We start from the raw sequence: 21,503 nt of genomic DNA, 5'->3' as shown, positions 1-21,503 counted from the left end.
TCGTAATTTATTAGCTATCTCAACTTTTTCCTAATTCTTATGGTACCGTTGGTGGCCAGGCTGCTGGAGAGGTTCAGGTCGTAGCGTTGGGTGCCTGCGTACACAATGCAGAGGGCGGTATTGGGCGGTATTTCGCCCAGGTTTTCGGCAAACAGGGCTATTTCATTTTCGCCGGCGGCGAGTACCAATGGTATTTCTATGGGGGTGAGGCCCAGTAGTTTGTGCTCGGCCACCGGCTGCCGGTTGAAGAAAACCGACACCGTGTCGAAATCCATTTTGCCATTGTCGTACAGGTGTAGCATAATGGTGTCGGTATCCACTTCAATCAGCGGGCCTTTTACAAAAGTTCGCTGCTGCAGGGCTGATACGGAGGCGGGCACCTGAAACTGTTGTGCGATAGACGTATCGGCATTTTTGGCGGACATTGCAGAAATGGCCGCACCGGCACCGGCCTGTGTTTTTTTGAGGCTGGCCGTGGGTTGGGGCTTGGCTTTTTGCAGGCTGATATTAATAATGGGGCAGCCGTAGCGGTAGTTTTCCAGTGGGTTGAGCTGGCCATAGAGCACACTGTCGGGCCCGTTGGTGTACAAAGTGAGAGAGCCGTCCATTTGGCAATCGGGGGCATTATTGTCTTTGGCAAAAAAACTGATGAGCTTAAAAGGTTTGAACTCAATGGTGCCCGATTCGGGCCAGTACACACCGCTTACCTTGGTGCTGTATTCGTGCTGGCCAAAAAAGTAGTTGAGGGTGCCGGTAATGTTGTTGCCTTTTTTCAGCAAAATGAGTTCGCACAGGTAGCTGTTGTAGGTAAGGCCCGCTTTCGATTCGCCGCGGCCATACCAGCTGCCGGTAATTATATACTGAGCTGAAGCCGCCTGCAGCAGCAAGCCCATTATAAGAGTAAGGAAAAAATGACGCATCATGAGGTTGGCAGTACAATTTAAACGCCAAACCCCTTCCGGCAGGTAAATATTAATAAAGCATTGGGGAAAAGACCTGCCGGAAAAGCCGCAAACAACTACAATGAGCACTGAATTTCAGCGGGTTGTTGGGGCTTTGGGTAAAGAAAATTGAAGGGGAAGGTTAGCCGTCCCGTTTTTTATTGCATTTTTGTTGCACACTCAATGCGAATGAAGCACAGGCTGTACGACATATTTGTAGAGAGGAAGCAGAAAGGCCAAAAGAGTTTTGCCGTGCTGATTGATCCCGATAAAGTGAACCGCAACGGTTTGGATGAGCTGGTGCGGTTGGCTATTGATGCGAGGGTCGATTATTTTTTGCTGGGGGGCAGTCTGGTCATCAGCAACCATTTGGATGATTGTGTACAGCACATTAAAGCACAAACCGATATCCCCGTTATTCTTTTTCCCGGCAGCCCTAGTCAGGTAAGCAAGTATGCCGATGCATTGTTGTACCTCAGCCTCATCAGTGGTCGCAATCCGGAGTTGCTCATAGGTCAGCATGTGATAAGTGCACCAGTAGTAAAACAAAGCGGGCTCGAAATAATGCCCACCGGCTATATGGTAATTGATGGAGGTGCGCCAACAACGGTATCGTACATTTCGAATGCAGCTCCCATACCTGCCGATAAAAATGAAATTGCCATGTGCACTGCCATGGCTGGCGAAATGCTGGGCATGAAACTCATTTACATGGATGCCGGCAGTGGTGCCCGCAAGCCCATTACTGAAAGCATGATTGAAAAAGTGGCCGGAATAATTGAAGCCCCGCTGATTATTGGTGGCGGCATTACCGAGCCCGAAAAAGCGTATCGCAATTGCAAGGCCGGTGCCGATGTAATTGTGGTGGGCAATGCCATTGAAAAAGATCCATTGCTGATAAAAGAAATTGCTGCTGCTGTGCACAGCAGTCGCGTAAATGCCTGACCATAGTCAGTACTCAACTATTTGTTTTCAAATTCATTTATTGATTCTTCTTTTTGCTTTGCCTGTAATGTGTAGCTGTATTGATGTTTCACTGACAGTTTAAGGAAGAATAATCAGCGGAGTACGACCATCATACACTACTTCATTCACCAATAATTTTCTGAAGAAGATATCCGTTAAATCACGTGTACCTTTTTGCATTACCAAAATTTCTTGCCGGGGGTGTTGAATAATCATTTGCAAATCGGAAGCCGTATCTGCCCCTTCATAAATGGCAATGCCGCTGGTATAAGTATTGCTATACTGGTTGCTCAATGTTTGTAAGGATTGCTCAATGGGGAAGATGTTCTCGTTTTTTTGAGCAATGGAAAAGAAGGTAATGCTTGTTTCATTTTTCGGAAATAAGGACAGCAACTGATGAAAAGAATTGGTGTTGAATGCATGCTTTTCAGCAATGGCTACCCACAAATGCCGATGGGTAAAAGATGAAAAGTCGGAAGGCATCACCACTAAAGTGGTATTGGTATGTTCAATAATATCGACAGTTTTTGTTCCGAGAAAAAGCCGCTTGATGAGTCCGGTTGTTTTTGCTCCTGCAAAAATCATTTGCTCAAAAGGTGCTGCCAGCAGCTCTTCTAATTGTTCGAGCAGGTGTGTAGATGAAACGCGATATTGAACAACAGCTTCTGGGGGCAATGTGTTTTGAACCAATGCTTCCAAATCACGTAAGGCTTCTTCATTGCCGTTGTTGGTGAGTGTTTGTTTGTACTCGGCATGAGAAAGACCCGGCACAACAATGTTTGTTTGGTGCAGCAGCAACAGTGCTGCATTGGCCAATTGGCTCCATTCGTATGCATAGCGAAGCAACGCTGCTGAATGTTCTCCTAAATCGAGTAGCACAATGAATCGTTTTTCCATACCAAAACATTTTAGTGAGTGTTAATCATGGCGACATCTTACTGAAAGGACTGTTGATTGCCGAAGCATTAGGAGGCAAGCGGTTTTTTTAAATACTGAATTTTCTTTTTGTCGCCTACAATCCAAATCATGTCACCCCATTCAAATACCATGGAGGAATCTGGGTTTAAATACTGCTGGTTTTTTCTAATGATGCCTATCACCAAACCATTTGTTTTTTCGCGGATACCAGAGTTACGAATGGACAAACCTTTCAGCTGCGTGTATTCATTCACCAATACTTTTTCAAGACCAATAGTGTCGGTGCTTTCGAGCTGTGCATTGTCGGTAGTAATCAACGTATCAAATACCGGTTTGAAGTTTTGAAGTTGGTTGTCGGTAGCAATCAAACCAATCAAATCATGAGGCAGTAAAATCTGCTGTTTATCTGGCGTGGCAATGACGCCTTCGCCTCGTTTGATATACACGATGTTGATGCCAAATTGCTCCCGCCACATTAGCTCCTGCAATGTTCTGCCTATGTACCAGGCTTGTGCAGGTACTTCCAGTTGTACAATGTGTGCATCCCAATTGTACAGCTCTGTTTGCAGGGCATCTTGATTGCGTTGTACGGTAGCAGTGAGTGATTGATACTCTTCCGTTTCACGGGCATGCAGATTGCGGAGGAAACGACTTTCAATGCGTTGGTAAAACAGTTGCAATCTTTTGGCAAACAGCCAAATGATTACACCACTTATGGGCACCGCTATCACAATAGCAGTAAGATTATTGTATACTTTAAACACCACAAATACAATAATGCTGATGCCTGCCAATGCCCTGAAAATTTCGATAATAAGGAGCGGCCCTCTATTGTAAGCTTTATTTAACCACAGTTCTTTATGCGCATGTGTTTTCGGTTGCTTATTGATGAGTGCAACAATGAAAGGTGCACTAAGTACCAGTGTGGCAATCATGCTTAGCAAATTGCTGATTTGTATATTGTCAATCGATGTTTGGAAAAATGGCCAAATAAACCGGATGGATGCTATTACAATGGCAACAATGATAATCAAATTGCTAACCATGATTTTGCTATAAGCAGCAACCACTGTTTTCCATTCAGATTCTGCTTGAATTTTTTGCGTACTCGATGCGTATCGGTTCAACTTTTGTGTCCACTTTGCCGGCAGTTTTTTCTCCAGCCAATTGTACAGCGGTTCAGAATATTTAATGAGGTATGGAGTGGTAAAAGTAGTAACAGCGGATGCGCCTACGGCTACCGGAAAAAGGAAATCGGAGATAACCCCCAGCGATAAGCCAAGCGTAGCCACAATGAATGCGAATTCACCAATTTGCGCCATACTCATGCCTACCTGCACCGATTGTTTGAGCGGCTGGCCGGATAGCACAGCGCCCAATGTAGTGCTGAATAATTTTCCGAAAAGAGTGAGCATGGTAACGGCAAATACCGGCCAGCCATATTGTACAATAGCCTCCGGATTAATCATCATACCCACAGATACAAAGAATATCGCACCAAACAAATCTTTGACAGATTTTATCAGGTGTTCAACTTTTTCGGCAAAGGTTGTTTCTGCAATAATGGAGCCCATAATAAAGGCACCCAACTCTGCACTAAAACCAACTTGAGTAGCCAGTATCACCATGCCCAAACAAAGGCCCAGTGCCAGTATCAGCAAGGTTTCTTCATCCAGTAAGTGTTTGGCTTTTTTAAGAATTGTAGGCAGCAAAAAGATACCTGCTATAAACCAAATAGCTAAGAAGAATAACAGTTTGGATACGGTAAAAATAATTTCGCTTCCCTGAAACTGTTGTGTAACCGCAATGGTGGATAGCAATACCATTAATAAAATCACTACAATGTCTTCTACCACCAATACTCCAAAAACGATGCGGGCAAATTGTTTATTTTTTACACCTAGCTCATCAAATGCACGTATGATAATAGTGGTGGAAGAACTGGCCAGCATACCTCCTAAAAACAAACTGTCCATAGATGACCAACCCAACCATTTGCCTGTAAAAAATCCGGCAACGGTAATGAATGCAATTTCAACAAATGCAGTGATGGAAGCGGTGCCGCCAACCCGCATGAGTTTTTTAAAACTGAATTCTAAACCCAGGCTAAAGAGTAAAAAGATGACACCAATTTCTGCCAGCGTTTTAATGTTTTCTGTATCGGCTACCGTAGGTAAAAAATGAAAATACGGGCCTACAAAAAAGCCTGCAATAATGTACCCTAATACAAGTGGCTGTTTAATTTGCCGGAATAACAATGTGGCTACTGCACCAGTAATCAGTATTAATGCTAAGTCATGTATTAATGCTGGTAAATGCGCCATAATCAAGGTTACTTAAGTGAAAAAATTAAAACTTGAAATCACCATTGTTGCAATAATATAGAAAAAAATATTGAATGCCGTTGGAGTAGCTGTGCAGCCTTTTTAATATTGATGATGATAATAAATAGCTGATATAATATTGGAACAATCAGATGAAAGTAGAAATCGTTGAAAAGCCACTGTTTCCAGTTAGTAGGGCACATCAACATGATGATGATACCGAAGCAAAAAGCCTTCAACATATGTATGTAGAAGGCTTTTATGAAAGTGTTAAAAAACGCTATGGCAGTAGCTGTAAATGCTCATTGAGCAATATGTATGCAGCCATTAAGTTTGCTCCACATATTGCCTGAAATTTTCCAAAATGGCACCCCAGCCAGCGTATTGCAATTCGAAGCTGTTTTCATATTCCGGATCGAAAGATTCGTGTACCTGTGTGCCCGTATCTGTTTCCGTGAAAGTAACGTTGACCTTACGGCCATCCTCCATATGATACGCCAGGCGGGTAAAAGGTTCTACCACATCAAACGTGCCGATAAAATCAAATCCCATGCTACCATCTTTGGCTTCCATGCGGTGGGTAAAAGTACCTCCTACCCGCAGGTCAGTTTCGGCATGTGGGGTATGCCAGTCGTCAGATGCCTGATTCCATTGTGTAACGTGCTCGGGTTGTGTAAAGCATTGCCATACGGTTTCAATATCAGCCAGCACATGGGTGCTGATGTGTATCTGAAAATCTTCTGATAATGTTTTTACTATGGCCAAAGCTTTTGGAAACATGTCTTCAAATGGACCGCAGTATGCTTCCAGTGTATCTACCGACACATGCAGCTTGGTGCCTGCAGCAGTTGCTTCCAATTGATACGCTTCAATGGCATCAGACCAATTTTCCGGAGGTGTTGTTTCTTCAAAATCTACTATCTCGCCCAAGTGTTTGAACCGCATGCTGTGTGGTGCTTCCATCTCCACAATATCGGCATACATGCCGCGGCCGCCCGGCGATAAAAAATGGATGCGGCTGCCTGGCTCCCAGGTGCTCACCACATAAGAACCTTCGCAAAAAGCGGTTGTCCATTTACGGTAGAGCTCATCGTTCCAGAGTACGAACCATACGGTGTCGGGTGATGCATTGATGTCAATGGAAAAAGAAAGTGTTTGCATAGCAGTTGGTTGAAGGAAGGGCTGAAAAGTACAACGCCATGCTGTAAGAAATGCATGGCGTTGTAAAAAAGAAAATCAGAGGGTAGCTGGTGGCGGTACTACAATGTGTTTATTGTTATCTATTACCGGAATCATTTCACCGTTGCTACGTATGCTTTGCAACTCCTTCATGCCGCGGCGAAGTACATCATCCAGGTCGGTGCTAAGTTCTGTCAATTCTTCTTGCGTAAATGTGCGTGGTTTACGTTTGTTGATGAATTTCAACAACCGTTCCATTCGCTTGGTATCTGCCGGGTCTACCTGTACCAGTTCAACTCCGGCTTTAATGCCACCCATTTGCGGTTGTGCCTCTATAAAATAAACCTTGCCTGCTTCGAGATGCCCGCTGATGAACGACTTGTTTTCTGAACGTGCCCAAAAAATATGTGGTCCCGGTGCACATTCATACAGCATGTATTTTTCGCCATTGAAGCGGCCTATGACTTGTGCACTATCGAAAAAACTAAAGTTGATGAGTGCCCCCAGGCCAGAAGGGCGAAGAAAATACACAAGGGCTTTGTCGGCCGGGGCTTCCTTCATGCCCTGTGCCATGGCTGCATGCATGCTCAGCAGCAGCAGTGGTAATACATACAAATGCTTTCTCATACGCCTCAATATAATGAACGTCAAAAGTAGAAAGTGTTCGATAAACGACCACGCCGCTGTTACAGTCGGGAAGCCCTTCGTAACAACGTCATCTTTCTAAAGGCGATTGTTATGGCAGTTGATACTGCTGAAAAAATTCCCAGAGCAAATCATTGGCATTAATGGCGGTGGAGGGAATATCGGAGCTGGGGCCGCCGGGCAATCCTCCGGGCCAGCCGTGGCCGCCATCGTTGGTCAGGTAAAAATGGACGCTGCTGTTGTTGCTGCAGTTCAGCCATTTGGTAAGGCTATAGCTGCTGTTGCTAAAGCTCAGCTGGTTGGGATTGGTGCAACCGTTTTTGCCCGACCACACGGTAAATACGGAATCGAGTGGCGGCACTGAAATGCCGGTTACACCATTGCCCACACCACCCTGATAAGGCACATGCTGGTCGAGTTTGGAATGCATGTGCAAAATGGGTACTGGCCTTGCGGGGTTGCATGGGGTAGACATCACCATGCTGCAACCATTGGGTGCAATGGCGGCAATTTTATTGGATAGTTCGCAGGCGAGGCGGTAGCAAAGCATGCCGCCGTTGGAGTGGCCGGTGGCGTACACTTTTTTGGGATTGATTTTGTAATCGGCCAGCAGTTTATCTATGAGTTGGCTGATGAATTTTACATCATCCACTTTGTTGTTCATGGCAGAGCCGCAGCAGCGGCCTGCATTCCAGGTTTTGATGATGCCGGTACCATCGGGGTACACCACAATGAAACCGGAGGCATTGGCCTTGGGGGTGAGCCTATTGGTGCTTTCGAACTGGGCACCACTGCCACCGCCGCCGTGCAGGGCTATCACCAGCGACAAATTGTTGGCTTCGTAGTAATTGGGTGGCAGGTTGACAGTGTAAGTACGGGTGAGGCCGTCTACGGATATGCTGCTGGTAAAGCGGTATACTTTGGGGGTAGTAGGTGTGTCATCTTTTTTGCAGGCGGCCAGCAACAGCAGCAGGCCGGCGAGGCAGCAGGTGATTTGGTTTTTCATAAGAGGGTAAAAGAGGATTGGAGGGTAAGACGGGCAAATGTGCGGAATGTTTAAACAGGAGGGAGATGACAGGGTAATACGAAAATGACTTGCATAAATACAATTACGTTTGAGTAAGGTGTTGGTTGAGGTGTGTTGTGCTGCTGATGGGCTGCCGGATGCGGAGGGCCACGCTGCAGGCGTGGGTGCCCCCAACGCAGTGGGGGCACGGCACCCCGAAGCAGCCGGAACTGCTGTTGCTCAGGTCGTTGCGGCTCACGGCCCCTTTCACAAAACTTTTTCGGTTGCTTCAAGAAAAAGGGGCAAAGCATGGAAATAATTCAGTTTCTTTGCCCCGCAATCGAAATTTTACAGACTTCTTTGATTCTGAACTGAAAATGTCAAAAAACTCACCCATACAGCTGATCACTGAAATGATCATGCACGCCTTCAACAAGCGTGGGTTTTTTACTGTGCCGTGCAGGCCGGGTTTTTTTGTACGTCCATACCCCGTGGCGGTGCGACGATAATTTCCCCAATTGTATATCAACACATAGGTTTTGTTGGTAGCTGCGCCGGGGCGTAGCCTTTGTTCGTTCACCGTATTACCATTACTTTTTTCCCCCATTTGGGATATGCAGCAGAATGATTTTTTGATTATGACGGCCAATGCTACGCATGTAGACTTTGCCCAGATAATATGCGACGAATATGAAAGCAGTGCCAAGGCCCGTGGCACGGGGATTGCGAAGCGCAGTCCTGACTACGTAAAACAGAAAATGCTGGAAGGCAAATCGGTTATTGCCTTTGAAAAAGCCACCGGCATTTGGGCGGGCTTTTGCTACATCGAAACATGGAGCCACGGCGAGTATGTGGCCAACAGTGGTTTGATTGTAGCACCACAGTACCGTAAGGCTGGGTTGGCAAAATCCATCAAACAAGAGATTTTTAAACTGAGCCGCAAACTGTACCCCGAAGCCAAAATATTTGGTTTGACCACCGGTCTTGCGGTGATGAAAATAAACAGCGACCTGGGCTACGAGCCGGTTACCTACAGCGAACTGACACAGGATGATGCTTTTTGGGCCGGCTGCAAAAGCTGTGTGAACTACGACATTCTGATGAGTAAGGAACGCAAGAACTGCATGTGCACTGCCATGCTCTACGATCCCAAAGACCATTATCAGCCAGAAGAAACCGCCGAAATGTTTAGGGCCAACAGCAAAGTGTACGAACGCTGGCTACGCATTAAGCAAACCTGGCGTGGCATACTGGGCAAAAAAAATGAAGCCGCCGGCAAAGAGAAAAAATCTTTGCTGTTGAGCCTCTTTATGCAATGGTAACAAATGGTTGCCCCTGCCTCCATGCGTTATTCTTTTTTGATTTCAACCTTTAATGATAGACCAACATGAGCACAGCCAAAAAAGTAGTATTGGGATTTAGTGGTGGCCTCGATACCACCTACTGCGTAAAATACCTGAGTGAAGACAAGGGGTACGAGATACACAGTGTGATTGTAAACACTGGTGGCTTTAGTGCTGCCGAACTGCAGCAAATTGAAGCCCATGCGTACAAGCTGGGTGTAAAAAGCCACACCACCGTAGATGCGGTGAAGCCTTACTACGACCGCATTATAAAATACCTGGTATATGGCAATGTGCTCAAAAACAATACGTACCCGCTGAGTGTGAGTGCCGAACGCCTGATGCAGGCTCTGCACATAGCCGAGCATGCCAAAAACCTGAAGGCCGATGCGGTAGCCCATGGCAGCACCGGTGCCGGCAACGACCAGGTACGTTTTGATATGATTTTTCACATCATGATTCCCGGTGTAGAAATCATTACGCCCATCCGCGACATGAAGCTGAGCCGTGAGGTAGAAATTGAGTACCTCAAAAGCAAAGGCGTAGACATGAATTTTGAAAAAGCCGCTTACTCCATCAATAAGGGGTTGTGGGGCACCAGCGTGGGTGGCCGCGAAACCCTCAACAGCAAAGAATGGTTGCCCGAAAGCGCATGGCCTACACAGGTAACAGAAACCGGTACCCGTACGTTGGAATTGGGCTTCGATAAAGGCCAGCTCACCAGTGTAGATGGTCAGTTGTTTGCGCATCCGGTGGATGCGATTAATCACTTGCACGGCATTGCAGCACCTTATGGTGTGGGTCGAGATATTCATGTGGGCGACACCATCATTGGCATTAAAGGCCGTGTGGGTTTTGAAGCTGCCGCTCCCATGATTATCATTAAAGCACACCACCTGCTGGAAAAACATGTACTCACCAAAAACCAACTGAGCTGGAAAGATCAGCTGTCATTGTTCTACGGCAACTGGCTGCACGAAGGCCAGATTATGGATCCGGTGATGCGCAATATTGAAGCCTTCTTTGAAAGCACCCAGCACAATGTAACCGGAAAGGTATTTGTGCAATTGCAGCCTTATCATTTTCAGGTAACGGGCATTGAAAGTGCTTACGACCTCATGAGCAGCAAGTTTGGCAAGTACGGCGAAATGAATACCGGATTTACCGGCGATGATGTGCGTGGCTTTAGCAAAATCTTTGGCAACCAAACAGTGATTTGGCACAAGGTGAATGAAGAATAAGGAATAATTAATAAGGAAGTGGGAAGTGTGGGTTGTTGTGGAGAAATGGAACAACTACACACAACAATCCAAAAACTCCAAACCAAAAACGTTGACAAACAACCCGGCTTGATGAGTAACCACAAAAGCATTATTGTATCTGACGCAGCACCGCTTGAGCAATACAAGTGGGGCAATGATTGTGATGCCTATGTGCTGGTAGATGAGCCGGAGTTGAGTGTGAAGCTGGAGCAAATGCCTGTTGGTACTTGTGAGCTGGTGCATTTTCACCGCCACTGTCAGCAGTTTTTTTATGTATTGGCCGGTGAAGCCAGCATGGAAATTGATGAGGACGCCATTCAGTTGAAACAAAGTGAAGGTGTGTTGATAGCGCCGGGTGCTAAGCATCGCATTTGCAACCATGGTACCAGCACTCTTCGTTTTGTGGTGACCAGTCAGCCCGCTGTTGGTACCGACAGGATAGCCGTTTAAAAAATACAATCATGAAAATCAGAGCAGGCATTATTGGTGGTGCAGGATACACCGGCGGCGAACTCATTCGTTTGCTCATCAATCATCCGCAGGTAGAACTCAGCTTTGTGCAGAGCGGCAGCAATGCCGGCAATCCTTTGCATCAGGTACATGCCGATTTGCTGGGCGATACAGAGCAAACTTTTGCCGCTACGCATCACTTCGATATTGATGTGCTGTTTTTCTGCGCCGGTCATGGCGAAGCCAAAAAGTTTGTGCAGGCAAATGACATTCCTGCTTCTGTAAAACTGATTGACATTGGCAACGACTTTCGCTTGCATGCCGATGCGGTGCAAGGCGAACGCACATTTATTTATGGTTTGCCCGAATTGAATAAAGAGCAAATCTCCAATGCGCAAAACATAGCCAACCCTGGTTGCTTTGCTACCGCTATTCAGTTGGGATTATTGCCGCTGGCAAAAGCCGGCTTGCTGACAGAAGTTTATACAACGGGCATTACAGGTAGCACCGGTGCAGGCCAAAGCCTGAGTGCCACTTCGCATTTCAGCTGGCGGGCCAATAATATTCAAGCATACAAAACACTGACGCATCAGCACCTGGGCGAAATCACCGAATCGTTGCAGCAGTTGCAACCTACTTTCTCTTCCCCCACTGGGGGAGGCCGGGAGGGGGCCATAAACTTTGTGCCCTGGCGGGGCGATTTTACCAGAGGGATTTTCATTTCAAGCACACTGCCTTGCGACCTCGAACTGCCCGAAGCATACTCCATGTATGAAAGCTTTTACGCAGGAGCAGCATTTACGCATGTTACCCGTTCTGCGGTGTTTTTAAAGCAGGTGGTCAACAGCAACAAGTGCATCATTCAGCTGGAAAAAATTGGCAACAAACTCGTGGTGCATTCTGTCATCGACAACCTGCTCAAAGGCGCCAGCGGCCAGGCTGTACAGAACATGAATCTGCTATTTGGCTTAGCTGAAAAAACAGGACTCAATCTTAAAGCAACATACTTCTAGAAAACACTTTGTGTCCATTGTGCTTTCACAGTGCCTTGGTGGTTCAAAACAAATACATCAACATGAAACTTTTCGACGTTTATCCAATTAATGACATCACCATTGAAAGAGCAGCCGGCAGCTATGTGTGGGATAACAATGGTGTGCAGTATCTCGATATGTATGGCGGCCATGCGGTCATCAGCATTGGCCATACACATCCGCATTGGGTGCGCCGCATAGAAGAACAACTGAATAAAATTGCTTTCTATTCTAACTCCGTTCGTATTCCCATTCAACAACAGTTGGCAGAAAAGCTGGCACAGGTAAGTGGTAAAACCGATTACCAATTGTTTTTGGTAAACAGTGGGGCAGAAGCTAACGAGAACGCATTGAAGCTGGCATCTTTTCACAATGGCCGCAAGAAAATCATTGCATTCAGCAAAGCTTTTCATGGTCGTACCTCACTGGCAGTCGCTGTGACTGATAATCCAAAAATTGTAGCGCCAGTCAACGAAACCGACAATGTAATTTTTCTACCCTTCAACGATTCCGCTGCATTAAAAGCCTGTTTCCAACAACAAGGCGATGACATCGCGGCCGTTATCATCGAAGGTATTCAGGGCGTAGGGGGAATTGTAGAAGCTGATGCGAGTTTCCTGACACTCATTCGTGAATTGTGTGATACACATGGTGCCGTGTACATAGCAGATAGTGTGCAGTGTGGCTATGGCCGTACTGGTCAGTTTTTTGCGCATGATATTGCTGGCGTCAATGCCGACATCTATACCATGGCCAAAGGCATGGGCAATGGATTTCCCATTGGTGGTATTTTAATTGCACCACATATTTTGCCCAAGCATGGCATGCTCGGCACCACGTTTGGCGGCAACCATTTGGCATGCGCTGCTGCTTTGGCAGTGTTGGAAGTGATAGAAAAGGAAAACCTCATCAGCATGGCGAAGCAACGCGGCATGTACATCAAAAGCCAGTTGCAGAAAATTGACGGTATTGACAACATTCGCGGTCGTGGTTTGATGATTGGCTTTGATCTGCCCGAGTCGTTGAAAGAGCTGCGCAAGGTATTGCTCAATGATTTTAATGTATTTACCGGCGAAGCAAAACCTAACGTAGTTAGATTGCTGCCATCGTTGGCGCTGAGCCGTAAGCAAGCCGATGAATTTTTGGAAGCCCTGCAGGAAGCGATTGCTGCTGTGCAGGAGAAAGAGGAGGAGTAGGTCGATTGGTTAATTAGTTAATGAGTTGATTGATTGAATGGCGGTGTAGTAGATGCTTGCGGGAAATGCGGTGCGATTGAGATCTTGGTAACAGCCCTTCTTTGCTTTGATTCGTGTAATTAGTATAATCTGTGTAATTCGTGTAACTGACATTAAAATAGTTTGATTGTGAAACAGTTTATTTCCGTGCATGATGTGCCTTCGGTGAAGGAAATGGTGGAGCAGGCACTTGCCTACAAAACCAATCCATTGCAAGACAAGCAACTGGGTGCGAACAAACGCATCGGTTTGTTATTCCTCAATCCATCTATGCGTACCAGATTGAGCACACAGGTAGCTGCGGCTAATTTGAGCATGGAATCAATCGTGTTTAATGTGGGTGGCGAAGGATGGAAACTGGAGTTTGAAGACGAAGCCATCATGAGCGGCGATACCGTAGAACATGTGAAAGATGCAGCGCCTATCATGGGTAAGTATTTTGACATATTAGCCATTCGCACATTTCCTTCCTTGCAAAACAAAGCGGATGATTACAGCGAACTCTACATCAATCAATTCATCAAATACGCAGGCATTCCCATTGTGAGTTTAGAAAGTGCCACGCTTCATCCATTGCAGTCACTCACGGATATTGCTACTATGACAGAGTCGCTCCGCAAAAATCCATTGCCTGCTGGTAGAAAACCCAAAGTAGTACTTACATGGGCACCGCATGTAAAACCATTGCCGCAGTGTGTAGCCAACAGCTTTGCCCAATGGGTAAATGCATGGGATGGCCCCAACGGAGAAGGAGTTGATTTTGTGATTACTCATCCTGAAGATTACGAACTGGATGAACAGTTTACCAATGGCGCAACCATTACGCATAAACAGGATGAAGCGTTGAAAGATGCAGACTTTGTGTATGTAAAAAATTGGAGCACCTACAGCGACTACGGAAAAATTTACTGCAACGATCCGGCTTGGATGCTCAATAATGAAAAGCTGGCACTAACGAATAATGCCAAAGTGATGCACTGCCTGCCGGTGCGCCGCAATGTAGAATTGAGTGATGAAATTTTGGATGGCCCCAATAGTTTGGTTACAGAAGAAGCAGGCAACAGGGTATGGGCAGCACAAGCTGTATTGGCGGCGTTGTTACGTAAATAGTCGAATCATTAACCATTCAATTTTGTATTTATATCAATGATCTGAAACGGTGAAATATCCGGTCACAAATTGTGACGGGAGGCACGGAGTGGACAGGGTAAAAGATGGCAATGAAAAAATGAAATATGATCATCATGTAAAATCTTCAAGTGAATAAGTGAAACTTTTAGAATGAAACAACCATTATTCGTCATCAAAATTGGCGGCAATGTGATAGATGATGAAGCCAAGCTGGCTTCGTTTCTACATGACTTTGCCAGCATTCAGCATCCATGCATTTTGGTGCATGGTGGTGGTAAAATTGCAACCCGCATTGGCGATCAAATGGGTGTTACATCAAACTATGTAGACGGGCGACGAATTACTGATGATGATACCATTGATATTGTAACCATGGTGTACGGTGGGTTGGTCAACAAAAAGATTGTCGCACAGCTACAGGCTTTGGGTTGCAATGCCATTGGCCTTACCGGTGCCGATGCCAACATGATGCCAGCCACCAAGCGTCCTGTAAAAACCATTGACTATGGTTGGGTGGGCGATGTAACGCCGCAACAAATTGCAGCCACTACGCTGCAAGGCTTGCTGCAACTGGGTTTGCAGCCTGTGTTTGCTCCACTCACTCACGACAGTGCAGGACACATACTCAACACCAATGCAGATACTATTGCATCTTCTTTGGCTATTGCGTTGAGTGAATACTATACTGTAAGGTTGTTGTATTGCTTCGAAAAGAAAGGAGTATTGGGAAATGTGGATGATGACAATTCTGTTATTGCCAGCATCACCCAACACAACTACCAACAGCTGAAAGATGAAGGCAAATTATTTGCGGGCATTCTGCCAAAGATCGATAATGCATTTGCCGCCATTCAAGCTGGTGTGCACGAAGTATTGATTGGCCATGCAGATGACCTGCTGCAAAACACAACTGAAAAAACATCGGGTACATTGATAAAATAAACGATGGCATTAGAAGCAGTCATATTCGATATGGATGGCACACTGGTAGATAGTTTGCCTTATCACCATCAGTCATGGGAAGTGTTTTTTGCGCAGCAAGGCATTCACATGACGCCCGAAGAATTTGACCGCATTCATCATGGTACATTGTTCGACATCATGCCCCGCATTTTTGGCGATCATTTGACGGATGAAGAATCGTTTCGCTTGGGCAGCATGAAAGAAGCGGCTTTCAGAGAATTATACAAAGATGAAATCAAACCCATTGATGGATTGATTGATTGGCTGGAACAATTAAAAGCTACGGGATTGAAAATTGGACTGGCAACCGCTGCTGATTTTTCTAATGCTGATTTTACTGTAGATGCCATTCATATCCGCCATTATTTCGACTGCATTGTAACGAGTGATATTGTGAAAGAAGGAAAGCCGTCGCCGGCAGTGTATTTGTATGCAGCACAACAGTTGCAGGTAAATCCTGCCAATTGTTTGGTGTTTGAAGACACAGCATCCGGTATTCAGGCAGCCACCGCTGCAGGCATGAAAGTAATTGGTGTGGCTACCAGTTTGTCGGAAGAAGCCATGCAGCAATTGCCTGTGCAAAAAGTTATCAAAGATTATTGTTCGCTTGCCACACATCATATCACTTCTTTATTCTAACCAACTATGGAAAACTCCATTCTGTTTCAAGATGCCGTGGCGCTGCTTAAGCAGCTCATTGCTACGCCTTCATTTTCAAAAGAAGAAAATGAAACAGCAGAAATCATCTGTGTTTTTTTTGAAAAACATGGTGTTACCTACAAGCGTGTAGGCAACAATGTGTATGCGTTTAACCGCCACTACAATCCTGCAAAGCCCAGTGTGTTGCTCAACTCTCATCATGATACCGTAAAGCCCAACAAGGGCTATACGGTTGATCCATTTACACCCATTGAAAAAGATGGGAAATTGTTTGGTCTCGGTAGCAATGATGCAGGCGGTTGTCTGGTATCGTTGATTGCTACTTTCCTGTACTTCGTCGACAAAGAACATTTATCACACAATGTAGTATTTGCGGCCAGTGCCGAAGAAGAAATCAGTGGCGTTAACGGTATTGAATTGGTGTTGCCTTATTTAGGTCATATCGATTTTGGTATTGTAGGTGAACCCACCAAACTCGAAATGGCAGTGGCCGAAAGAGGCCTGATGGTGATTGATTGTGTAGCGCCAGGCAGAGCAGGTCACGCAGCCCGCAATGAAGGCGAAAATGCTTTGTACAATGCATTGGATGACATCAACTGGATTCGCAATTGCACATTCGATAAAGTGAGTGATTTGCTCGGTCCCAGTCGCATGACCGTTACCGTAATTGGTACAGAAAATGTGCAGCACAATGTGGTGCCTTCCACCTGCAAGTTTGTGATTGATGTGCGGGTAAATGAACTGTATACGTTTGAAGAAATGCTGGAGATGCTCAGGCAAAATTTGAAGAGCAGTTTTAAGCCACGCACCACTCGTATGAAGAGTACTTCTATTGCGTTGGATCATCCGTTGGTAAAAGCAGGTTTGGAATTGGGTAAAGGCTACTACGGTTCACCCACCACCAGCGATAAGGCTTTGATGCCTTTCCCAACATTGAAGATTGGCCCTGGTGACAGTGCCCGCAGCCATACTGCAGATGAATTTATTTATCTGTCAGAAATTGAAGATGGCATCAATACGTATATTCAATTGGTATCAAAAGTGGTCAGCTAAAAATTACAATCATGAAGCTTTGGTCGAAAGATGCTACAGCAACCTCACAACTGGTAGAGCAGTTTACAGTAGGCAGAGACAAAGAATTTGATGCCCTGATGGCACCGTTTGATGTACAAGGCTCCATGGCACATGTAGCCATGCTCAAGGAGCAAGGTTTGATGACTGCTGAAGAAAATGAATTGGTACAAAAGGAACTGGCCAATATTCATACAGAAGTATTGCAGCAGGGATTTGTGCTGCCTGCAGATGTAGAAGACATTCATTCTTACGTAGAGTTGCTGCTTACCCAACGCATTGGTGAAGCAGGTAAAAAAATTCATACCGGCCGTAGCCGAAACGATCAGGTGGCGGTAGATATAAAGTTGTTTTTGAGGGCTACACTGCAAGAAGTGAAGCAAGAAACCGAAACCTTGTTTTCATTGCTCATCACCCTAAGCGAACAGCACAAAGACAAACTCATTCCCGGCTATACGCATTTGCAAATCGCCATGCCTTCTTCTGCTGGTATGTGGCTGAGTGCTTACGCCGAAAGCCTGGTAGATGACATGGAAATGTTAGCTGCAGCTTATGCCATCACCAATAAAAACCCATTGGGTAGTGGTGCCGGTTATGGTTCTTCTTTTCCATTAAATAGAAAAAGCACTACGGAAAAATTACAGTTTGCTACCCTTAACTGGAACAGCGTGTATGCGCAAATGAGTCGTGGTAAAACTGAGAAAGCGGTGGCTACAGGCATCAGTTATATTGCTGCCACGTTGAGCAAACTGGCGTATGATTGTTGCCTGTACATCAACCAGAATTTTGGTTTCATCAAGTTTCCGGATGAGCTCACCACGGGCAGCAGCATTATGCCGCACAAAAAAAATCCGGATGTGTTTGAATTGATTCGTGCCAAGTGCAACCGCATTCAGTCTACACCCAACGAATTGACGCTGCTCATCAACAACCTGCCCAGCGGTTATCACCGTGATATGCAGCTGACCAAAGAAATTTTGTATCCTGCTATCAGCGATTTGAAAGCTTGCTTGCAAATGACCTGCCTCATGCTGAGCCACATGGAAGTGAAGCCAGACATTTTGAAAGATGAAAAATACAAGTACCTCTTTACGGTGGAAGCCATGAATGACTTGGTGAACAAAGGTGTTTCTTACAGAGATGCTTACCGCGAAGTGGGCAATCAGGTAGATGCCGGCACTTTCAGTTACGACTACAAGCAGCTCTTACATACGCATGAAGGCAGCATCAGCAATTTGTGTCTGGATGATATTACCGCTGAAATGAAAAAAGTGCTTGCTAAGTTTTAGCAAGCACTAACCAATTACCAAATTTACCAACACAATATGGTGGCGCTTTACGCTTAATGTTTATCGGGTTCCAATTCTTCCACTTCACCCATCTGCTGCAGGTACTGAAAGGTTTGTTGCGCTTCAGCCTCGTCTACTACACTAATGGCTACACCTACGTGTACCATTACATAGTCGCCCACATTCGCCTCGGGCACCATACACAGATTGACCTCTTTTACAATACCGCCAAAAGATACTTTGCCAGTTCTGAAGGTTTCATCGAGCTGGCCGGCAATGCTGGCTATTTTTCCGGGTATGGCTAAGCACATAAGTGTAACGGTTGTAGATTAATGATGATGTACATGGTGAACATGCAACTGGTTGTGCAGCCATTCTTGCCATGCCTCCAACCCTTCTTCTTTATAAGCCGACAGTTCAATGAATTGTAAGTGGTGGTTCACTTTCAGTGCATTGGCTTTAAATGCTGCTACATCAAAAGGAACGTACGGCAGTAAATCCGTTTTGTTGATGATACAGAGCTGTGCACTATGAAACATGTCGGGATACTTCAACGGTTTGTCGACGCCTTCCGTTACAGAGGCAATCACCACTCTGGTTTGTTCGCCCAGGTCGAACATAGCAGGACAAACGAGGTTGCCCACGTTTTCAATAAACACGATGCTGTTGTCAGCCGGCTTCAATTGTTTTAAGGCATTGTTTACCATATCTGCATCGAGGTGGCACCCTTTACCTGTATTAATTTGTACCACCTTAGCGCCGGTTGCAGCTATGCGGTTGGCATCTTGCATGGTTTGCTGATCGCCTTCAATCACAGTACAAGGCATGCTGTCTTTTAATCGGACCAATGTTTTTTCCAGCAAAGTAGTTTTACCACTGCCGGGAGAACTCACCAAATTGATGGCCAGTATTTGTTTGGCTTCAAAATAGCCACGGTTGCGTTCCGCTAATTTATTGTTGTGTTGCAGCACATCTATCTCCAGCTGTATGCTGTGCGTATGGCTGTGGTCATGTGCATGTTCATGATGATGCGAATGCGCATGATCTCCATGATGGTGGTGATGATGACCATGCTCATGCGGATGGTCGTGATGATGGTGCTCATGATGGTGCTCATGATGGTGGTCATGCGTATGCTCATGCGGAGCTGCTTGTTGGGCAGGGTCGATGGCATGATAGGTAATGCTGGCGCCGGCGTCGCAACCACAGGTGGTACACATAAGTTGGGGCTTTTAAAATTTCCGTTATCGAACACTGATGGCTTTTACCCTCAGTTCTTTTCCTTGTTGTATATCTATAAAATGACTGCCACAGTTGGGGCAGGGCGTAGCATAATGGTCCAGTAAAAAAGTAGTGTCGCACATCATGCATTTGGCTTTGCCTTCTATGCTGTTGATGATAGGTTTTGCATCAGCCATCACCGTGTTTTTCACCGCCTGACTCCATGCAAAATGAAAGGCTGATAATTCTACACCACTCATGGTGCCAATGTCCAGTTCCACTTCATCTACTTGCCGGCTATTGGCGGCTGTAGCTTCAGCAGTTACAATTTGTACAATACTTTGTACAATGGACAATTCATGCATCGCTTATGATTTGTTGCGTTGCTTTTTGATGGCATACACTGCAGCAGCAACTACTAAAAGTGCAATTACCAATAGCATGGCATGCATTGGCTCTGCTACATAGTGTAATGGATTGTTGCCGGCTACATGTCCGTGTCCTTCGTGGGCCAGTAGCGATAATGGAGATGCTGCAAATACAAGCAAGAGGGCGTTTTTCATATGGCAATACATTAAAATGGTTTCTAAGTTACCAGCTGCCCTCACCTGCAATTGCTGACGAATGTCATGCATCAATTTGATTGTTCTCATTTATCACAGTTCATAGTCATGAGTAATCTTATATCCGGTATTTCTTCTATCACTTCCAACTTTTGTCTATGCCATTTTTTCCTTCCAGGGAAATGCCTACTTATTTAGAAGAGGCAACCCGCAAGGGCTACTCCCGCCGCGACTTTGCAAAGTTTTGTACGATGATGGGCGCCTTCATGGGATTGGAGGCATCGGGTGTGGCGCAGGTTACCAAAGCGCTGGAAACCAAAAAGCGTTTGCCCGTTATCTGGCTGCACTTTCAGGAATGTACCTGTTGCAGCGAAAGCTTCATTCGTTCATCGCATCCAATGGTAGCCGATATGCTGCTCGATCAAATTTCGCTGGACTATAGCGAAACATTGATGGCTGCTTCCGGTTTTCAGGCTGAAGAAGCCATGAAGCATACCATGGAAGCACACAAGGGCGAATACATCCTCTGTGTAGAAGGTAGTGTGCCAACTGCGGCAGATGGTGTGTATTGTATGATTGGTGGTAAAACCTCCTTACAAATACTGGAAGAAGCTGCAGAAAATGCCAAAGCAATTATTGCATGGGGTAGTTGCGCCAGCAATGGTTGTGTGCAGGCGGCTAAACCCAATCCTACATCAGCTACACCTATACATAAATTGGTGAAAGGAAAACCAGTAATAAAAGTGCCCGGCTGTCCGCCAATTGGTGAAGTAATGGCTGGCGTAATTGTACACGTGGTTACGTTCGATCGTTTGCCTGAACTCGACAATATCGGTCGTCCGAAAGCCTTCTACAGCAAGCGTGTACACGATACCTGCTACCGTCGTCCGTTCTACGATGCAGGCTTGTATGTTGAATCATTCGACGATCAAAATGCGAAGAAAGGTTACTGCCTTTACAAGGTGGGTTGCAAAGGGCCAAGCACCTATAACGCTTGTGGAGTGATGCGATGGAACAATGGGGTGAGTTTCCCCATTCAGAGTGGGCACGGCTGTTTTGGTTGTAGCGAAGAAAATTATTGGGACAATGGTCGTTTGTATGAAAGAGCTTCAGCTTTCCCTGGCTTTGGTATTGAAGCCGATGCCGACAAGGTAGGTATGGCTGCCCTTGGTGTAACAGTCGGTGCATTGGCAGTACATGCAGTAGCTACCAACTTGCGTAAGAAAAACTTGGTCAGCAACCTTGAAAAAGAAGGCAAGCAAAGCGAAAAGGATCTCGAATAATTCAATGAACGATTAACTC

24 protein-coding genes are annotated in these 21,503 nt (G+C 45.7%); 13 read left to right on the top strand and 11 right to left on the bottom strand.

Annotated elements, in window-relative coordinates; translation table 11 throughout:
* Window positions 1-14: 14 nt before the first annotated feature.
* The gene (locus V7Q13_RS04370) at window positions 15-923 is read right to left on the bottom strand and encodes a hypothetical protein (protein ID WP_333799461.1); all 909 of its coding nucleotides are present in this window, start codon (window positions 921-923) and stop codon (window positions 15-17) included.
* A 207-nt stretch (window positions 924-1,130) separates the two neighbouring features.
* Between V7Q13_RS04370 and V7Q13_RS04365 the strand changes: the two genes are divergently transcribed.
* Window positions 1,131-1,886: a geranylgeranylglyceryl/heptaprenylglyceryl phosphate synthase gene (locus V7Q13_RS04365; protein ID WP_333799460.1), complete on the top strand. Its 756-nt coding sequence runs from the start codon at window positions 1,131-1,133 to the stop codon at window positions 1,884-1,886.
* Window positions 1,887-1,985: 99 nt separating this feature from the next.
* Here V7Q13_RS04365 and V7Q13_RS04360 read toward each other — a convergent pair whose 3' ends face one another.
* Window positions 1,986-2,804 carry a hypothetical protein gene (locus V7Q13_RS04360; protein WP_333799459.1) on the bottom strand — a complete coding sequence of 273 codons (819 nt, stop codon included), beginning with the start codon at window positions 2,802-2,804 and terminating at the stop codon, window positions 1,986-1,988.
* Between the two features lie 68 nt (window positions 2,805-2,872).
* Window positions 2,873-5,149, bottom strand: coding sequence for a cation:proton antiporter domain-containing protein (locus V7Q13_RS04355; RefSeq protein WP_333799458.1), 2,277 nt, complete (start codon window positions 5,147-5,149; stop codon window positions 2,873-2,875).
* Window positions 5,150-5,301: 152 nt separating this feature from the next.
* On the opposite strand from V7Q13_RS04355, the gene V7Q13_RS04350 reads away from it, so the two are divergent.
* The gene (locus V7Q13_RS04350) at window positions 5,302-5,502 is read left to right on the top strand and encodes a hypothetical protein (protein WP_333799457.1); all 201 of its coding nucleotides are present in this window, start codon (window positions 5,302-5,304) and stop codon (window positions 5,500-5,502) included.
* Here V7Q13_RS04350 and V7Q13_RS04345 read toward each other — a convergent pair.
* From V7Q13_RS04345 to V7Q13_RS04335, 3 genes are all read right to left on the bottom strand, one after another.
* Window positions 5,477-6,310 carry an SRPBCC domain-containing protein gene (locus tag V7Q13_RS04345; RefSeq protein ID WP_333799456.1) on the bottom strand — a complete coding sequence of 278 codons (834 nt, stop codon included), beginning with the start codon at window positions 6,308-6,310 and terminating at the stop codon, window positions 5,477-5,479. The genes V7Q13_RS04350 and V7Q13_RS04345 overlap by 26 nt on opposite strands.
* A gap of 75 nt (window positions 6,311-6,385) precedes the next feature.
* Window positions 6,386-6,955, bottom strand: coding sequence for a hypothetical protein (locus V7Q13_RS04340; RefSeq protein ID WP_333799455.1), 570 nt, complete (start codon window positions 6,953-6,955; stop codon window positions 6,386-6,388).
* A gap of 109 nt (window positions 6,956-7,064) precedes the next feature.
* A complete protein-coding gene (locus tag V7Q13_RS04335) occupies window positions 7,065-7,979 on the bottom strand; it encodes an extracellular catalytic domain type 1 short-chain-length polyhydroxyalkanoate depolymerase (protein WP_333799454.1) in 915 nt (304 codons plus the stop codon).
* Window positions 7,980-8,593: 614 nt separating this feature from the next.
* Here V7Q13_RS04335 and V7Q13_RS04330 point away from each other — a divergent pair.
* The 10 genes from V7Q13_RS04330 (at window position 8,594) to argH (ending at window position 18,417) form a co-directional block, all read left to right on the top strand.
* The gene (locus tag V7Q13_RS04330; RefSeq protein WP_333799453.1) at window positions 8,594-9,301 is read left to right on the top strand and encodes a GNAT family N-acetyltransferase; all 708 of its coding nucleotides are present in this window, start codon (window positions 8,594-8,596) and stop codon (window positions 9,299-9,301) included.
* A gap of 65 nt (window positions 9,302-9,366) precedes the next feature.
* The gene (locus V7Q13_RS04325; protein ID WP_333799452.1) at window positions 9,367-10,563 is read left to right on the top strand and encodes an argininosuccinate synthase; all 1,197 of its coding nucleotides are present in this window, start codon (window positions 9,367-9,369) and stop codon (window positions 10,561-10,563) included.
* A gap of 111 nt (window positions 10,564-10,674) precedes the next feature.
* Window positions 10,675-11,034, top strand: a complete 360-nt coding sequence (locus tag V7Q13_RS04320) for a cupin domain-containing protein (protein ID WP_333799451.1) — start codon at window positions 10,675-10,677, stop codon at window positions 11,032-11,034.
* A gap of 11 nt (window positions 11,035-11,045) precedes the next feature.
* Window positions 11,046-12,047 carry an N-acetyl-gamma-glutamyl-phosphate reductase gene (gene argC / locus V7Q13_RS04315; RefSeq protein ID WP_333799450.1) on the top strand — a complete coding sequence of 334 codons (1,002 nt, stop codon included), beginning with the start codon at window positions 11,046-11,048 and terminating at the stop codon, window positions 12,045-12,047.
* Window positions 12,048-12,109: 62 nt separating this feature from the next.
* Window positions 12,110-13,264 (top strand): aspartate aminotransferase family protein, encoded by a 1,155-nt coding sequence (locus V7Q13_RS04310; protein ID WP_333799449.1) that lies wholly within the window; start codon window positions 12,110-12,112, stop codon window positions 13,262-13,264.
* Window positions 13,265-13,432: 168 nt separating this feature from the next.
* Window positions 13,433-14,413 (top strand): acetylornithine carbamoyltransferase, encoded by a 981-nt coding sequence (locus V7Q13_RS04305; RefSeq protein WP_333799448.1) that lies wholly within the window; start codon window positions 13,433-13,435, stop codon window positions 14,411-14,413.
* 171 nt (window positions 14,414-14,584) lie between these two features.
* Entirely contained in the window at window positions 14,585-15,376 is a 792-nt protein-coding gene (gene argB, locus V7Q13_RS04300; protein ID WP_333799447.1) for an acetylglutamate kinase, read from the top strand.
* Window positions 15,377-15,379: 3 nt separating this feature from the next.
* Entirely contained in the window at window positions 15,380-16,036 is a 657-nt protein-coding gene (locus V7Q13_RS04295; protein ID WP_333799446.1) for an HAD family hydrolase, read from the top strand.
* Between the two features lie 6 nt (window positions 16,037-16,042).
* The gene (locus V7Q13_RS04290; protein ID WP_333799445.1) at window positions 16,043-17,110 is read left to right on the top strand and encodes a M20 family metallo-hydrolase; all 1,068 of its coding nucleotides are present in this window, start codon (window positions 16,043-16,045) and stop codon (window positions 17,108-17,110) included.
* A gap of 11 nt (window positions 17,111-17,121) precedes the next feature.
* Window positions 17,122-18,417, top strand: coding sequence for an argininosuccinate lyase (gene argH / locus V7Q13_RS04285; RefSeq protein ID WP_333799444.1), 1,296 nt, complete (start codon window positions 17,122-17,124; stop codon window positions 18,415-18,417).
* 53 nt (window positions 18,418-18,470) lie between these two features.
* On the opposite strand, the gene V7Q13_RS04280 is transcribed toward argH, so the two are convergent.
* From V7Q13_RS04280 to V7Q13_RS04260, 5 genes are all read right to left on the bottom strand, one after another.
* Complete coding sequence (locus V7Q13_RS04280) at window positions 18,471-18,728, bottom strand: HypC/HybG/HupF family hydrogenase formation chaperone (protein WP_157479534.1); 258 nt, start codon at window positions 18,726-18,728, stop codon at window positions 18,471-18,473.
* Between the two features lie 18 nt (window positions 18,729-18,746).
* The gene (gene hypB, locus V7Q13_RS04275) at window positions 18,747-19,388 is read right to left on the bottom strand and encodes a hydrogenase nickel incorporation protein HypB (protein WP_333799443.1); all 642 of its coding nucleotides are present in this window, start codon (window positions 19,386-19,388) and stop codon (window positions 18,747-18,749) included.
* Window positions 19,389-19,390: 2 nt separating this feature from the next.
* Window positions 19,391-19,591, bottom strand: a complete 201-nt coding sequence (locus V7Q13_RS04270; protein ID WP_333799442.1) for a hypothetical protein — start codon at window positions 19,589-19,591, stop codon at window positions 19,391-19,393.
* A gap of 70 nt (window positions 19,592-19,661) precedes the next feature.
* A complete protein-coding gene (gene hypA, locus V7Q13_RS04265; RefSeq protein ID WP_157479532.1) occupies window positions 19,662-20,003 on the bottom strand; it encodes a hydrogenase maturation nickel metallochaperone HypA in 342 nt (113 codons plus the stop codon).
* A 3-nt stretch (window positions 20,004-20,006) separates the two neighbouring features.
* Window positions 20,007-20,291 (bottom strand): hypothetical protein, encoded by a 285-nt coding sequence (locus V7Q13_RS04260; protein WP_333799441.1) that lies wholly within the window; start codon window positions 20,289-20,291, stop codon window positions 20,007-20,009.
* A 68-nt stretch (window positions 20,292-20,359) separates the two neighbouring features.
* On the opposite strand from V7Q13_RS04260, the gene V7Q13_RS04255 reads away from it, so the two are divergent.
* On the top strand, window positions 20,360-21,484 hold the full coding sequence (locus V7Q13_RS04255; protein WP_333799440.1) for a hydrogenase small subunit: 1,125 nt from the start codon (window positions 20,360-20,362) through the stop codon (window positions 21,482-21,484).
* Window positions 21,485-21,503: the final 19 nt, after the last annotated feature.

Origin of the sequence: Phnomibacter sp. (genome assembly GCF_036803085.1) — a bacterium.
Classification (GTDB): Bacteria; Bacteroidota; Bacteroidia; order Chitinophagales; family Chitinophagaceae; genus Phnomibacter.
Note: the sequence above shows the minus strand (reverse complement) of the source record. Positions and strands in the feature narration are given on the sequence as shown.